General features: G+C 42.5%; 15 protein-coding genes and 1 other RNA gene. 5 read left to right on the top strand and 11 right to left on the bottom strand.

What is annotated here, in order from left to right; translation table 11 throughout:
- Positions 1–103: 103 nt before the first annotated feature.
- The 5 genes from LU279_RS10930 to LU279_RS10910 all read right to left on the bottom strand — a co-directional run bounded on the left by LU279_RS10930 (position 104) and on the right by LU279_RS10910 (position 6,562).
- Positions 104–1,657 (bottom strand): sensor histidine kinase, encoded by a 1,554-nt coding sequence (locus tag LU279_RS10930; RefSeq protein ID WP_274422541.1) that lies wholly within the window; start codon positions 1,655–1,657, stop codon positions 104–106.
- Positions 1,654–2,337: a response regulator transcription factor gene (locus tag LU279_RS10925; protein ID WP_274422540.1), complete on the bottom strand. Its 684-nt coding sequence runs from the start codon at positions 2,335–2,337 to the stop codon at positions 1,654–1,656. The genes LU279_RS10930 and LU279_RS10925 overlap by 4 nt, the downstream gene beginning before the upstream one ends.
- Positions 2,338–2,613: 276 nt before the next feature.
- Complete coding sequence (locus LU279_RS10920) at positions 2,614–4,338, bottom strand: ABC transporter ATP-binding protein (protein ID WP_274422539.1); 1,725 nt, start codon at positions 4,336–4,338, stop codon at positions 2,614–2,616.
- Positions 4,339–4,460: 122 nt separating this feature from the next.
- Positions 4,461–5,849, bottom strand: a complete 1,389-nt coding sequence (locus LU279_RS10915) for a sensor histidine kinase (protein ID WP_274422538.1) — start codon at positions 5,847–5,849, stop codon at positions 4,461–4,463.
- Positions 5,846–6,562: a response regulator transcription factor gene (locus LU279_RS10910; RefSeq protein WP_274422537.1), complete on the bottom strand. Its 717-nt coding sequence runs from the start codon at positions 6,560–6,562 to the stop codon at positions 5,846–5,848. Before LU279_RS10910 ends, LU279_RS10915 begins: the two co-directional genes overlap by 4 nt.
- Positions 6,563–6,742: 180 nt before the next feature.
- On the opposite strand from LU279_RS10910, the gene LU279_RS10905 reads away from it, so the two are divergent.
- From LU279_RS10905 to ssrA, 4 genes are all read left to right on the top strand, one after another.
- Positions 6,743–7,657, top strand: a complete 915-nt coding sequence (locus tag LU279_RS10905) for an ATP-binding cassette domain-containing protein (protein WP_274422536.1) — start codon at positions 6,743–6,745, stop codon at positions 7,655–7,657.
- Positions 7,654–8,415: an ABC transporter permease gene (locus LU279_RS10900; protein WP_274422535.1), complete on the top strand. Its 762-nt coding sequence runs from the start codon at positions 7,654–7,656 to the stop codon at positions 8,413–8,415. Before LU279_RS10905 ends, LU279_RS10900 begins: the two co-directional genes overlap by 4 nt.
- A gap of 3 nt (positions 8,416–8,418) precedes the next feature.
- Positions 8,419–9,150: an ABC transporter permease gene (locus tag LU279_RS10895; protein WP_274422533.1), complete on the top strand. Its 732-nt coding sequence runs from the start codon at positions 8,419–8,421 to the stop codon at positions 9,148–9,150.
- Between the two features lie 207 nt (positions 9,151–9,357).
- Positions 9,358–9,706: a transfer-messenger RNA gene (ssrA, locus tag LU279_RS10890) on the top strand.
- A gap of 236 nt (positions 9,707–9,942) precedes the next feature.
- Here ssrA and LU279_RS10885 read toward each other — a convergent pair.
- Together LU279_RS10885 and LU279_RS10880 are read right to left on the bottom strand one after the other, a co-directional pair.
- A complete protein-coding gene (locus LU279_RS10885) occupies positions 9,943–10,635 on the bottom strand; it encodes an LrgB family protein (RefSeq protein WP_274422532.1) in 693 nt (230 codons plus the stop codon).
- Complete coding sequence (locus tag LU279_RS10880; protein WP_274422531.1) at positions 10,616–11,026, bottom strand: CidA/LrgA family protein; 411 nt, start codon at positions 11,024–11,026, stop codon at positions 10,616–10,618. Before LU279_RS10880 ends, LU279_RS10885 begins: the two co-directional genes overlap by 20 nt.
- Before the next feature lie 314 nt (positions 11,027–11,340).
- Between LU279_RS10880 and LU279_RS10875 the strand changes: the two genes are divergently transcribed.
- Entirely contained in the window at positions 11,341–12,657 is a 1,317-nt protein-coding gene (locus LU279_RS10875; protein ID WP_274422529.1) for a Na+/H+ antiporter NhaC family protein, read from the top strand.
- A 75-nt stretch (positions 12,658–12,732) separates the two neighbouring features.
- Here LU279_RS10875 and LU279_RS10870 read toward each other — a convergent pair whose 3' ends face one another.
- From LU279_RS10870 to LU279_RS10855, 4 genes are all read right to left on the bottom strand, one after another.
- Positions 12,733–13,740, bottom strand: coding sequence for an aldo/keto reductase (locus tag LU279_RS10870; RefSeq protein WP_274422528.1), 1,008 nt, complete (start codon positions 13,738–13,740; stop codon positions 12,733–12,735).
- Between the two features lie 171 nt (positions 13,741–13,911).
- The gene (gene efp, locus LU279_RS10865; RefSeq protein WP_274422527.1) at positions 13,912–14,469 is read right to left on the bottom strand and encodes an elongation factor P; all 558 of its coding nucleotides are present in this window, start codon (positions 14,467–14,469) and stop codon (positions 13,912–13,914) included.
- A gap of 63 nt (positions 14,470–14,532) precedes the next feature.
- Complete coding sequence (locus tag LU279_RS10860) at positions 14,533–15,057, bottom strand: shikimate kinase (protein WP_274422526.1); 525 nt, start codon at positions 15,055–15,057, stop codon at positions 14,533–14,535.
- A complete protein-coding gene (locus tag LU279_RS10855; protein WP_022066826.1) occupies positions 15,054–15,557 on the bottom strand; it encodes a YqeG family HAD IIIA-type phosphatase in 504 nt (167 codons plus the stop codon). The genes LU279_RS10860 and LU279_RS10855 overlap by 4 nt, the downstream gene beginning before the upstream one ends.
- Between the last annotated feature and the right edge of the window lie 16 nt (positions 15,558–15,573).

The following is a 15,573-nucleotide window of genomic DNA, read 5'->3' as shown; positions in this document are numbered from 1 at the left end:
TATCTGTATCCATTTTCCATGGGCTACGTCAAGTATACCCTAAAAAACGACAGATGCAAAGAGCTTTCTTCACATCTGTCGATTTTTGTTTCTATATTCTGTATTAATTTACGCAGTCAAGAGTAAACCAGAATTCTACACCATTATCATAATTGCGAACACCGTACTCCTGATTATGGCTTTCCATGATTGCCTTAACAATAGAAAGTCCGATTCCACTTCCTCCATATTCTCTGGTTCTTGCTTTATCCACTTTATAAAACTTTTTCCAGAGATTGGGAATATCTGCTTCCGGTATTGGGCTTCCCGTATTAAACACAGTAATTTTCACTCTGTCGCCTTCAGGGCACACACAGATTTCGATTTCTCTGTCTCCATCCAGATGATTCAGAGCATTGCTGGTATAGTTGGTAACAACCTCTTCAATCCGGAATTCATCTGCCCACACATACACGGGGTTCTCTGTATCAAAGCTGACTTTTGCCTCTTTCTGCTGAATCATAATGTCCATGGACTGAAGAACACCTTTTATCAGACTTACAATGTCAAAGCGTTCCATTTTTACTTCGTCCCGGCCTTCTTCCAGATGGTTCAGCGTCAGGAGATTTTTCACAAGTTTATTCATCTTGGCCGCCTCATCCATGATCACATCACAGTAAAATTCTCTGCTTTCCGGATCATCTGAAATATTTTCCTTCAGGCCCTCTGCATATCCCTGCACAAGAGCAATGGGAGTTTTCAGTTCATGAGACACATTATTCAGAAATTCCTGTCTCTGCTGGTCAATACGGATCTTATTCTCTATATCTTTCTGAAGCTGATTATTTACAGATTTCAGCTCTGAAATAGTCTTTTCCAACTCTTCTGACATTTTGTTGAAATTTTCTCCAAGCTCATCGATCTCATTACCTGCCCTGCATTTATATTTTGCATCAAAATCAAGATTTTTCATTCTGCTGGAAAGAACCGTCAGCTCGCTGATGGGATTGGTGATCCTTTTTGTCACTGCCCATAAAATAACTGCGCTGATGGCAATGATCAGTATCCCTACAAAAAAGTAAAAGCTGTTGGAAATAAACACACTGTCACGAATGCTTTCCAGTGGAGTCCGGATCAGGAAGAAGCACCCATTGTCCAGGGTTCCCCAGCTTTCTACATAATCCATTTCCACAAATCTGTCGCTGACCTGCTGGATCACATAGGTATCTGTTGAATCCAGAATTTTTGTCCTGTCATTTTGCTCATCCAGATCATATGCATAACCAATAAGACGGGCCTGCAGCATTTTTTCATTGCCGCCTTCCGAGGCAACCTCTTTGCCATCCACTGTGATTATGATCCAGGTGAGGTTATTTTCCGAACATTCTCTTTTCAGACTGTCAGAAATTTCTGCCGTACTTTTTCCTTCCGGATCTGTTACAATCTTCAGTTTTTGAAGATCATTGACCGCTGCCTCCAGAACCTCTGTTTTTTTTGTAATATAATACCGTTCCAGAAACAGAAAGTTAATGGCAGTAATGGTACACATAGAAACCACAAGCAGTCCAATAAAGAAAAATTCCAGCTGATGCCTCAGAGAATAAATTTTCTTCTCGTGACTTTTTTCCTGTTTTTTTATCCGAAAACTCTTCTTTTCAGAAAACAGTTTCCTGCTCATGCCTCATCAACCTCAAATTTATAGCCCATTCCCCATACGGTCTTAATATACTCACCTTTTTCTCCCATTTTGCTTCTCAGCTTCTTTACATGGGTGTCAATGGTACGGGCATCTCCGAAATAATCATAGTTCCATACAGAATTGAGGATTTTTTCTCTGGAAAGAGCAATCCCCTCATTTTCCAGAAAATATGTGAGAAGTTCAAATTCTTTAAAACTCAGTTCCATAGGCTCTCCGTCTACAGTTGCCTGATGAGCCGCTTTATCTATAACGATCCCTCCTGCAGAAAGAATATTTTCCGCAGTATCCTGTCCTGTTCTTCTTAAAATCGCCTCTACTCTTGCCACAAGGATCTTCGGACTGAAGGGTTTGGAAATGTACTCGTCCACGCCAAGCTCAAATCCCAGAAGCTCGTCCCTCTCATCCCCTCTCGCTGTCAGCATAATAATGGGAACTTTGGAATTTTTACGGATTTCACGGCATACCTCCCATCCATCCATTCTCGGCATCATGACATCAAGAAGAATCAGAGCAATATCCTTTTCTCTATAAAAAAGATCCATGGCTTCCTCACCGTCTCCTGCTTCCAGAACCTGAAATCCTTTTTTGGTCAGGAAATCCTTTACCAGCTTTCGCATACGGCTTTCGTCATCTACTACAAGTATTTTCAGGGCTTCCATATGAATACCTCCTGTTTTGATTTATAATGATTATAAGAGATTTTGACAGGCAAAACAATTTTTATTTTGCCAATCTTCCTGTTCTGTGCTAAAGAAGCATACCTTCGTTCAGCCTGTCCAGATCTGCCTTTTCTCTTTTTTATTTATGATACCAGAAGTTTATGTTTCTTCTGTGAACGCTAAAACAGATTTTAAAAAATTTTGTACTTTAAAAATATCCCGGAGCAAAATTTTCTGGCAGACTCCAGAAATTTTTCTCCGGGATTTATCATTTTATCAGCTCATCTGATAATAATGTGCATAGATTCCGTTTTTCGCAAGAAGCTCCTCGTGAGAACCACGCTCTGCAATTCCATTATCTGCAACCACAAGAATCTCATCTGCATTCCGTATGGTGGAAAGACGATGGGCAATGGTAATGGTTGTTCTGTTTTTTGAAAGCTCCTCCAAACTTTTCTGGATCCAGCGCTCACTTTCATTATCAAGAGCGCTTGTGGCTTCGTCCAGAATAAGAATCGGCGGATTTTTCAGAAATACTCTGGCAATGGAAATCCTCTGTTTCTGACCTCCTGACAGTCTTGTTCCGCGTTCTCCTACAAAAGTGTCATATCCGTCAGGAAGGGACATGATAAAATCATGGATATTTGCTTTTTTCGCAGCCTCAATAATCTCATCCATAGATGCGGATGGTTTGCCGTAAGCAATGTTTTCTTTGATGCTTCCTCCAAAAAGATAAATATCCTGCTGCACAAGACCGATCTGGCTTCTCAGTGATTCCAGAGTCAGCTTTCCAACCTCTTTGCCATCAATCGTAATCCGACCTCCGGTTACATCATAAAATCTTGGAAGCAGGGAACAGATGGTGGTTTTGCCACTTCCGGAAGGACCTACCAGCGCAATGGAACGCCCTGCAGGAATGGTAAATGAAATATTATCAAGAACCAGTGTCTCGTCATCACTGTAATGGAAGGACACGTTTTCATAGGACACCTCTCCCTTCACATCAGTAAGAGGCTCTGCATCCGGGGCATTCACAATATCCGGCTCTGTTTCCATCACGTCCAGAAAACGGCGAAATCCGGAAAATCCTTTCTGCATCATTTCGATCAGCTCCACAAGAATCTGGATAGGACTTACAAAAATGCCAATATACAAAGCATACATCGCCAGATCTCCGGCATTCATTTTTCCTCTCGCAATGAGAAGTCCGCCGAACACCAGAGTCACCAGATACATCATTCCCTGAAAGAAACGGTTCCATCCCATGAAATTTCCCATACATCTGTAATTTGCGTTCTTGGAATGAAGAAAAGCCTGATTGCTTCTGCCAAATTTTTTGCGCTCTACTTCTTCGTTGGCAAAGGACTGTACCACACGGATTCCTGCCAGAGTATCCTGAAGGCTGGAGTTCACATCACCGATTTTTCTGCGGTTGTCCATAAAAGTTTCCTGCATTCTCCGGTTCTGTTTCATGGAAAATACCAGCATGATAAATACCAGGATCAGAAGCGGGATCGCCAGTCTCCAGTTAATAAGAAACAGAAAAACAAAGGAACCCACAATCTTGATCAGAGAAATAAACAGGTTCTCCGGACCATGATGGGCAAACTCCGCAATATCAAAAAGGTCTGACACCAGCTTACTCATCATCTGACCGGAATTATTCTGATCGTAGTAGGAAAAAGACAGCTTTTCATAATGGTCAAAAAGCTGCTGTCTCATATCCCGCTCCATTTTTGCGCCCATCATATGGCCCTGATAACCCACATAATACACACAAAAACTCTGAATGACGTACATGAGAAGAAGACACAGTCCGATTGGAAGAAGGGCCTTCAGGATAGTAGAAGGCTCTTCTGTAAAAATAGTTGCTGTCAGTGTTCTGAGGATCTGCGGAAATGCCAGATCCACCATACTGATAATGGCTGCGCACAGGAGATCCAGAAAAAACACTGTTTTATAAGGTCCGTAGTAACGGATAAATTTTTTAAGCGTGTACATAAATACCTCTTATCCTTTCGTTTTAGTCATACATATTATAGACGCTATCTTCACGAAATACAATCGAAAAATAGCTTCTTCCGGGTTCTGAATCCCGTCCAAAACAAAAAGAAGTATTCTCCTTACGGGCGCAGCTTCGATACCGATAATTCCAGAGTCGCATCATAAGTACCCGAATCTCTTTTCTCAAAAATCAGCTCCCCTCCATGGGCTCTTATAATCTGTCTGGCAAGCCTTAATCCCATAATATGGACTTTATCCGTCTGATTGTCCATGTTCTGCACTACGAGTTCCGGAATTCCTTTTCCCGTATCCTTCACCGAAATATATATTTTTTCATTTTTTCTATACAGCTTTACCGTTACCTGACATCCATCAGGATTATGTCTTACACTGTTTCCGATCAAATTCCGCAGCGCGCGTTTAAGAAGACCGCTGTCTGCAAAAATATAGACTTTTTCCATATCTGCCGGAATCAGAAGTTCCACTTCCGGTTCCCGATTCTTTCCCTGTTCAATCTTTTCATTATAAATATCTGCCGCACACTCCCGGAGAATGAAAGCCGGAGAACATTCCTGTCTGTTCAGTGGCTGGGCCTCATATGCCAGTTTTGATGTAAGATTCAGGTCAGTGATCAGCTGCCGGATCACCATACTCTGTCTGCACACCGCATCAGCTAAAGCTTTCTCCTCCTGGTTAAGGTTGGGACTTTTGGAAATCCGGTCCGTATAACCTACAATCAAGGCCAGAGGCGTACGGATATCATGTGAAACACCTGAGATCCACTCAGTTCTTGCCAGATCTCTTTTTGTAAGCTTTTGCTTCTGTTCCTGAAGAATTTCAGAAGTTCTGTTAATCTGAGCTGCCAAAACCCCCGTCATTCCCCTTTCATGCAATTTTACCTTCTCTTCCCTGGACAGTTTTTCTATTCCTCTTCCCAAAGGCTTTAATGTCTGATAAAACCGATAGCCAAGAAGAACAACAAAAAGTATAATTACAATGGCATTTACGATCAGTCCCCATTTGATATACTGAGGGATCATCATAATATTGCCCAACGTAAAGATCTCACTGTATCTGGAAAAAAATTCCGGATCCAGCCCTACGACCAGAAGCAGTTCTTCTGCTTCCCAGACTGCTACCGGATAATCATGAAGATACCATCTTGTAAATTTCGCCACATCCGAAATCGTGTACGAACGCTCAAAATCTGAAGGAAGTTTCCATTCCCAGGCAACCTCCCCTGTTTTATCCAGAGCCATGCACCATTTAAAGTCCGACTCTTCCAGTTCCCGTATACCATTCGCTGACAGAGCCCAGTTTTCACCTGTTCTGTAAAATTCCTTTCCCACTTTTTCCAGAGAACTGCTCTTAAAATCCTGCTGTTCTGAAGCAATGATATTATGGTAGCCTATCGCCATAAAAACTGCTATATTGCTGAACAGTATGACACTGATAATCACGCCGGCTGTAACAGAATATCTGCTGATGATCTTAAAAAGACTTTTCATGCTCTCCCTCCCGGTTTCGCTGCCAGCCGGTAGCCCAGTCCCCGGGCAGTAAGAAGCCACTGCGGATGCGAGGGATCGTCCTCAATTTTTTCTCTCAGATGCCGGATATGTACCATCAGCGTATTCTCATATCCATAATAACCATCTCCCCATGCAGCATTGCATAAAGCATCAAAAGTGACGATTCTACCTCTGTTTTCCTTCAGCTTTAAAAGCAGCGCCAGCTCCTTTGCCGTAAGGGAAGTCTCATTTCCCTGAAAACGTACAACTCCATAATCAAACAGTATTTCATGACTGCCCAGACGCAGAATATGTTCCTCCTGGATTTTTTCTATACGATAGGTTCTTTTCAGTATAGCAGTAACTCTCAAAACCAGCTCCGGCGGTAAAAATGGTTTGGTAATATAGTCGTCAGCTCCAAGTCCCAGTCCAAAAAGTCTGTCTCTGTCCTCATCTCTGGCGGACAGAAAAAGTATAGGAATCTCTGAATTTTCTCTCAGTTTCTGAAACAGATGAAATCCGTCTCCATCAGGCAACATCACATCCAGAACTGCCATATCCGGATTCTCCGCCCGAAAAACCTCCAACGCCTCCTGCACGCTTTTGGCTTTTACCACATTTCGATAACCGCTCTGTTTCAAAATGTCTGCAATCATCTCCAGAAGCTCCTGATTGTCATCTACAAGCATAAGTTTACGTTCATATATATCCATAAAATCCCCCTCCCGCTTATCCATTTATTTTCTTATTATAGTTTATTTTTTTACCCATTCCAACTGCTCCTGTGCAAATTTAAGCTAAAAATAAGGTATAGTTAAGTCTCACATAAGTCTGATATTCTATACTGTCATCAATTCAGAAAATAACAATTAATTTTACAGGAGGAACTTTATATGGGACCTGTCATTACCACCGATTCTCTTACAAAAAAATATAAGGATAAAACAGTTGTAGATCAGTTAGATCTGCGTGTTCCGGGAGGAAGCATTTATGGCTTTCTCGGACCAAACGGCGCAGGAAAATCAACAACTCTCAAAATGCTTCTTGGACTGATCCTGCCTACAAAGGGAAATATCCAGATTTTTGGAAAGGAAGTCTGCTCCGGGAACCGCCTGAGCATCCTCGACGCCACAGGCTCTCTGATTGAGTCGCCTGCCTATTACGGGCATCTTACCGGAAAAGAAAATCTGCAGATCATCTGCACGCTGAAGAATGTTCCCGAAAAAGACATTTCCAGAGTTCTTTCTATCGTTCGTATGGAAGAACAGCAAAACAAAAAAGTCAGTCAGTATTCTCTTGGAATGAAACAGCGCCTTGGACTGGCCGCAGCTCTTCTGGGAAAGCCCAAGCTTCTCCTTCTGGACGAACCTACCAACGGACTGGATCCAGCCGGAATCCAGGAAATAAGGGAACTGATCTGTTCTCTTCCCGATGCCCTGGGTATTACGGTTCTTATTTCAAGCCATCTTCTTTCAGAAATAGACCAGATGGCAACTCACGTAGGAATCATCAACCAGGGAGAACTTATCTTTCAGGACAGCCTTCATGTTCTCCATGAGCACAGCCGCTCAAAAATACTTCTCCATACCTCTGATAACCAGAAAGCCCTTCAGTATCTGAAACATTCCGGCATTTCCTCACAGTGGCAGGATGGCCGGATCATGCTGAACACCCTGGAAGACAACCGGATCATGCAGGCTGTTTCTCTTCTGGTAAATTCCGGCATTGGAATTTTAAGGCTGGAAGAACATCAGATGAGCCTGGAAGAAATTTTCCTTCATCTTACAGGAAAGCAGGTGAGCTTATGACTTCTGTAACACTGAGACAAATACGGGCAGAACACAAGAAGCTCCGTCATACAAAAGCCTTTCTTGTTCCACTTGGCTTTCTTATTTTTGAGACACTTTGGACAATGTGGCAGATCAACTCTGCGAAGTCCTCTGACATTTCGCAGGGATATCTGATGATGTTTTACAATCTTCCTATTATAAATACGATCCTGATGCCATTAATGATATCTGTAATCGCCAGTCGCGTCTGTGATATGGAAGTAAAAGGAGATACTCTAAAAATCCTTTATACTATGCAGAAACAGGGCAGTTTTTTTGACTTTAAATATCTGAGCTGTCTCCGGTATATAACATTTTTCATTATCGGACAGGGGATCATGATTCTTTTCCTGGGAACAGTAGAACATCTGGGCGCCTTCAGCCTTTCCAGATTTTTCATATATCTGATCACAGTCTTTGCAGTCAGCGCTGTAGTTCTCTCCATACAACAAACGCTGTCACTGGTATCCCACAGTCAGCTTCTTCCTCTGGGAATTGGAATTGCCGGCAGCTTTCTTGGACTTTTTTCCCTGTTTTTCCCAAAGCCTGTAGCGTATCTGGTACTCTGGGGATATTATGCGAATTTCTCTATGATTGGTATGAACTGGGATCCTGATACAAGAATTATTGACTATTATGTGATTTCCTTCCCATTATCCCGGTTTTTGATTTTTCTGGCAGCAGGCGTTTTAATTTATATGATCTGTCGCATGATTGTTGTAAAAAAGGAGGTTTAATCTATGCTTACCCGCTGTATTCTTACCGAGCGCAGAAAGCTTCATCATTCCCTGATCCTTCCTGCGTGTATTCTGATTCCCATTATCCCGGCAATCATGGGAACCTTTAATTATCTTCAGAATCTGGAGATTTTAACCTCTCAATGGTATTCTCTCTGGACACAGCATACTTTATTTTATGCAAGCTTCTTTTTTGCACCGCTGATCGGACTTTACTGCTCCTATTTATGGCGTCTGGAACATCGAAACAATAATTGGAACTCCATTATGACTGCTCCTGTTCCTGTATGCTGTATTTATTTCGCAAAGCTTGCCATTATCCTGGCAATCACACTGCTGACACAGCTCTGGACAGGAATCTTATATCTGATCTGCGGAAAAATAGCCGGTCTTCCCGGATTGTTTCCTCCTGATATTTTTTTATGGCTTCTCCGAGGTACTGTAGGGACACTTCCCATATGCGCTCTTCAGCTGTTCCTTTCTATGAAAATACGAAGTTTTTCCATTCCTATTGCTGTTGGACTGGTGGGAAGTGTTCTCGGCACAGTACTAAACAGTGAAGGGGCAGGTTTCTTCTGGCCCTATTGCCTGATGCTCCTTGGCATGAACGCCAACAAATCTGAGAATGCCATGTCCGGTGAACTGCTGCCATTTCTTATTTTTGTATGCCTGTTTACCATTGTATTCAGCGCCGCATCCATATGGGAGCTGAACCACAGAGATATCCATACCTGAACAGAAACTTTTGTCATCCCCGTGATATAACGGATAAACTCCCATACCGGAAACACTTTGTCCTTTTTGCTTTTAAAGCCTAGAAAAACAAAATCCTGTCTGGAAGAAAAACAAAAACCACCCTTGACATATGACTGAATTTCTTCTAATATATAAAGACAGAAAAGCTTACGTTCGTCTGTTTACCGGCAGTCATCTTATTTCTAAGGGCTTGTACTGGTTTCGACGGGGGCTTTGAAGTTGGGGAAGCCATCCGCAGACTCCTGGACTGCGTACCAACCGGGAACCTAAATATAAACGCAAACGAACAGTACGCGTTAGCAGCCTAATTGCTGCTCGTCAGCCCTGATGCACTCACACATCAGGAACCTGGCGTCAACTATGTGAGAAACCTTGCCGGGTAAGCTTTGCCCCGGTAGATGTATTATGAAGCTACTGAAGTAGCAAGCCTGTCGGTGGGCGTGTTGCCGAGGGAATGTTAAAACAGCGACTGTGATGGGAGATGCCGCAAGGGATAGGCTTTCGGACGCGGGTTCAATTCCCGCCAGGTCCACTTTTAAGAAAACCCAGTAAGTACAGGAATGCCTGTATTTACTGGGTTTCTTGCTTTTATTGCAGTGTTTGAATTCTCGCCAAAACGGTGCTTTTTACGCCAAAATAACCCCCTATGCAACACGAAAATTATCATAAAGCGCTGTAAAATAGCTGCACAGAGGAACTCTATGCAGCATGAAGATGATACAATATGTTCCCGACAGACGGATCCCGCCGGGATGTTTTTTTACTGTTTTTTCACAGGAAATTGGCAAACACAGAGGCTCCAACCACTGTGCAAAGTCCGCATACTACGATTGCAAGGCTGCTCATAGCCCCTTCTACTTCTCCCATTTCCATTGCTTTGGCCGTTCCTACCGCATGAGCCGCCGTTCCGATTGCCAGCCCTCTGGAAACTGCATGACGGATACGGAACAGCTTACATAATGACTCTGCAAAAATATTTCCAAGAACACCTGTAATAATAATTGTGGCAACTGAAATTGTCACATATCCTCCCAGTTCTTCAGAAACGCCCATTCCGATAGCTGTTGTAATAGATTTTGGAAGAAGAGTCACATATTCTTTGTGACTTAACCCGAACGCCATAGCCATAGCCAGGATACTTCCCAGGCTTGCAGCCACTCCTGATAAAATTCCCACCATAATGGCAACCACATTCTTTTTCAGAACATCCAGTTGAATATACAGAGGAATAGCAAGACAGACAGTTGCCGGAGTAAGCAGATAGCTCAAATATTGTGCGCTGGCATTATAGCTGTCGTATTCCACATCAAATAAGATCAGAACGCCGATAACCAGAAGAATGGAGATCAGAAGAGGATTTAAGATTGCCAGTTTCCATTTTTTCTTTACTGCAAGTCCAATCTCATATGCCAGAAGACTGATCACAAATCCCAGCGTTGCCGAATTAAGCACCATGTTTTCCATCTTTTTTCATCCCTCCTATCGTTTCCTGTTCTCTTTCCTTATTTTTTTCCTTACGGTCCATCATAAAATCCGTTACTTTTCCTGTCACAAAAATAACAATAAAGGTGGTAGCTACTGTGATCACAAGAAGAGGCACTAGGAATCCCTGCAGCTCTCCCCAGGATGCCATCAGCCCTACGCCTGCAGGAATAAACATTAGCGGCATGATCTCGATAAGAAACTCCCCTACATCCTTTACCTGTTCCACCTTGATCACTTTTGTAAAAAGCAGTACAAACATAAGTAAAAGTCCATAAATGCTTCCCGGAATCGGAAGTGGGATAAAATATTTCATCAGTTCCCCTGCGCAGGTGACACCCAGGATGATCCCGAATTGTCTCATATACTTCATATCCTGTCTCCTTCTCTATGGATAATTCAATATTTGATACAGTAAAATGTTACAGTTGTAACTTTTAAATCAGCGTTTTTCATTATAGCACATATCTTTTTTTGCACAATAGGAAAACTGACTGATATCTGCCCGTTTTTCTTTAATGAATATGTCAACAACGTCTAAATTGGTCTTACCAGTTTTGCTTCCATGGAAAAAAATAATTTTTATGTAGTATCACAGCATATTTAATGTTACAATGAAGTATACTTTCCGCATCCGCAATATGTTTGTACACGGAAAGCATGTTACTTTTATGGAGGAAAACGAATATGAAGAAAGGAAACTGGAAGGCACTTCTTCCAATTGCAGTATTCCTGGTTATGTATCTGGGACTGGGAATTCTTTTTGAGTATGTTCTGAAAATTCCCATGGGATTTTATAATATTCCCATTGTGGTTTCATTTCTGACTGCTCTTCTGGTTGCATGTATCCAGAACCCCCAATTAAGCTTTGACGAAAAGCTTTCTGTAATGGCACAGGGTGTAGGTAATAAAAATATTGTTACCATGATCCTGATTTTTATGGTTGCAGGTATTTTTGTAGGAGTTGTAGGACGGGAAAGTGCAGAAAGCGTAGCATATTTTCTGCTTTCTGTGATTCCGGCACGCTTTGCAGTGATCGTACTGTTTGTGGTAAGCTGTTTCGTGTCACTTGCCATGGGAACTTCTGTTGGAACCATCACTCTTATTACTCCTATCGCCCTTGCCGTGTCCACAGCTTCCGGCTTCGCAGCTCCACTGTGCGTAGGCGCTGTTATGGGCGGCGCTATGTTTGGCGATAATCTTTCTTTTATCTCCGATACGACCATCGCTGCCTGCAATGGTCAGGGGTGTGCAATGAAGGATAAATTCCGGGCCAACTTTAAAATTGCCCTTCCTGCTGCTCTCGTGACTCTGGCGATTATTTTTATCCGTACTTCAGGCGGTACAGACAGCGCAGCGATCATCAAAGATTACAACCTGATCCGCATCATCCCCTATCTTCTTGTGCTGGTGGGAGGTATTATCGGTATCAATGTTTTTGTAGTTCTTCTGATCGGAATTGCTTCCGGTTCTGTTATTGTTCTGGCAACAGGAGCAACTCAGGCAACGGACCTTCTGGCAAACATGGGAACCGGGGCCGCCGGTATGTATGAAACCACAATGGTGGCAATCCTGGTATCTGCCATCTGTGCGCTAATCCAGAAGTATGATGGATTTACTGCACTTTTAAACTTTATCCGCCGTATCTTTAAAACCCAGAAAGGCGGAAAGCTGGGCATGGGACTTCTTGTAGGCGCTATGGATATTGCAACAGCCAATAATACAGTTGCCATTGTTATGGCTAACCCAATCGCAAAGGAAATGGCAGAGGAATACGATGTAACGCCTCAGACAACCGCTTCTATCCTGGACACCTTTTCCTGTGTATTCCAGGGCGTGATCCCCTATGGAGCTCAGATGCTGATCGCACTTTCTACTGCTGCGGAGCTTGGATTTGAAATGTCAGCCTTTGACATTATGCCAAATCTTTATTATCCATATATTCTTCTTGTAAGCGCTCTGTTCTTTATGTTCTTTGAGCCAGGAAGAAAAAAAGCAAACTAAACCGTACATAACAAAAAACTGTGGATGTTTTCAGAAATTTTCCTGAATCGTCCGCAGTTTTTTCAGCTTCACACTCTACTCGCCCATATCCTCAGCGCATTTTTTCAGTTTTTCTCTGATTGGAAGATGATACGGGCATCTCTTCTCACATTCTCCGCATTCAATACATGCAGACGCCTTTACCGGCAGTGTACTGTATCGGTCTTTTGCCCAGTCTGCCAGATTATATCTCTGAAGGTATCCCGCAAACAGAAATACACTTGGAATATTAATTCCCACCGTACAGGGAGCGCAGTAATTACATCTTCGGCAAAAGTCTGTACCCAGCTGTTTTTTTATTTCTTCTATTTTATGAAGTTCTTCTTCTGAGAAAGGAGATTCATCCTCACATGCCTTTATATTCTGATGCAGTTCTGTTATCTCTGCCATTCCCGGAATTACAACTGTCACCGCTCTGTTGGCACAGATATAACGAAGAGCAAGGGAAGAGTCCTCAATCGCGCCTCCTGCCAGAGGTTTCATATCAATGAATCCAATATTTTTTTCTGTACAGCGGCGGATCAGCTCCTCTCCCTGATTTTCTACGATGTTATACGGAAACATGATCGTTTCCACCCAGTCAAGCTCCAACGCCTTTTCAAAAACGGCTGTAGAGTGAGCGGTAAGACCAATATGTCCGATTTTCCCCTCCTCCTTTGCCTCCTGAAGAGCCTGAAGGGCGCCGTCCTCCCCCATAACCTGCTCCAGCTGTTCCATGCTTGGATTATGCACCTGATAAAGATCAATATAATCTGTGCGGAGATTTCCAAGGCTTGTCTCAATATCTGCTTTCATTGCCTCTTTTGTTCTTGCCATGGATTTTGTTGCCACAACAAATTTATCACGGATTCCTTCCAGGGCATATCCCAGGTATTCTTCGCTGACTGTATATCCTCTTGCCGTATCAATATAATTAATTCCTTTTTTCACCATTTCGTGAAGAAGTTTTTTTGTTCCCTCAGCATCAATTCTCTGAATTGGAATTCCTCCAAATCCAAGTCTGGAAATTTTCAGCCCTGTTTTTCCTAAAATTCTGTATTCCATATTTTTTCTCCTTATATCAGAACGAGGCTGTTATCAGCCTGTCTCTACAGTATATTTCAACACATTTTATTTCCGAAAGCCTACAGCTCACAGAAAAAATGTCCAAAAATACTGCTGAGATCACTTCTGATACAGCCTCTTACTTAAATACGTTTTCAGATTTTATCCAAATCAAACGCGGGACAGATACTCGCCTGTTCTTGTATCAATTTTTAATTTATCTCCCTGATTTACAAACAGCGGAACCTGTACCTGTGCGCCTGTTTCAACAGTTGCCGGTTTAGTAGCTCCCTGAGCAGTATTTCCTGCAAAACCAGGCTCTGTCTCAATTACCTCAAGCTCAACAAAGAGAGGCGGCTCAATTGCAAATACATTGCCGTTATGAGAACAGATTTTAACAATCTCGTTCTCTTTTACAAACTTCAGAGAATCTCCAACCTGCTCTGCTGTAAGCGCGATCTGATCATAGGTCTCCACATTCATAAAGTTGTAAAGATCACCGTCATTGTACAGATAGCTCATATCCACGCGGTCAATACGAGCCTGCGGGAATTTCTCTGTAGGACGGAAGGATTTCTCCAGAACAGCCCCTGTAATAATGTTTTTATATTTTGTTCTGACAAAAGCAGCACCCTTTCCAGGTTTTACATGCTGAAATTCAACGATCTGACATACATTTCCTTCAATTTCGAGTGTGATACCGTTTTTGAAATCACCTGCTGAAATCATAATTTAGTTCCTCCTTATTGTAATGTTCACTACCCATCATTCTATAATACCATAGCGGTTTTTTCAACTGTTTTTTTCATATACCGCTAATTTTTCCTCAATTTCATGAACCAGATCCTCAAATGGCTTCTCTCCTGTCACCACCTGAATATCCGCAAACTTCTGATAAACAGGATCTCTCTGCTTAAGAAGCTTTTTGATCTTATCATCCCGGTCATCTCCATCCAGGACCGGATCCTTACTGGAGCCTTCCAGTCTTCTTTTCAGTGTTTCCAGTGATCCTTTAAGGTATACCACTGTTCCCAGTTCTTTCAGATATTTCTGATTCTGTTCCTGAAGCGGAAGCCCGGAACCCAGAGAAATCACTCTTCTTTCACTGTCATTGATCAGCTCTTTCAGCGCCATTGTCTCCAGTGCCCGGAAAAACGGCTCTCCAAATTTCTCAAATATCTCTCTTACTGAGAGGTTCATTTTCTTTACAATTAGTTTTTCAAGATCTACAAAAGGCAGTCCCAAATCCCTGGAAAGCTGCTTGCCTACTCTCGTCTTACCTGAACCCATAAACCCGATGATCACCACATGGTTCATAAAGTCCCCTCCTCTTTCCTGTAAAAATAAAGTACGATTCTTTCCAGATATCGTTTTAAAACGATCTGAATCTCTTCTTTCGGATGGATCGGCTTTACGAGGATATTACGGATTCCTGCTCTTTTTGCTCCGTAGATATCTGTAAAAAGCTGATCTCCGATAAAAACAGTGTTGGAACAGTCTGTTCCCAGCAGTTCCATCGCCTTCTGATAGTTGCGAACTGCCGGTTTATGTGCGTTTTCAATAAAACGCTCCCCTATTTTTTCATTAAAAGAAGCTACTCTCTGAATCTGGTTATTTGATAAGAAGCAGCTTTTAAATCCGATTTTGCGGAGGCGCTCAAAGAGCTCCACTGCCCGTTTATCTGCCGGCGCCCCGTGAGGCACCAGCGTATTATCGATATCGAACAGAAGCCCTCTGACTCCCTCCTGATATAATTTTTCATAGTTCACTGCATAAGCAGATTCCAGATATTCATCCGGGAAAAAACATCGAAACATTTTTATCTCCTGCTCT

Origin of the sequence: Blautia sp. XA-2221 (assembly GCF_028767025.1) — a bacterium.
In the GTDB taxonomy this organism is placed as follows: Bacteria; Bacillota; Clostridia; order Lachnospirales; family Lachnospiraceae; genus Blautia_A.
The sequence above is the reverse complement of the archived record's forward strand: the minus strand, read 5'-3'. Positions and strand labels throughout refer to the sequence as shown.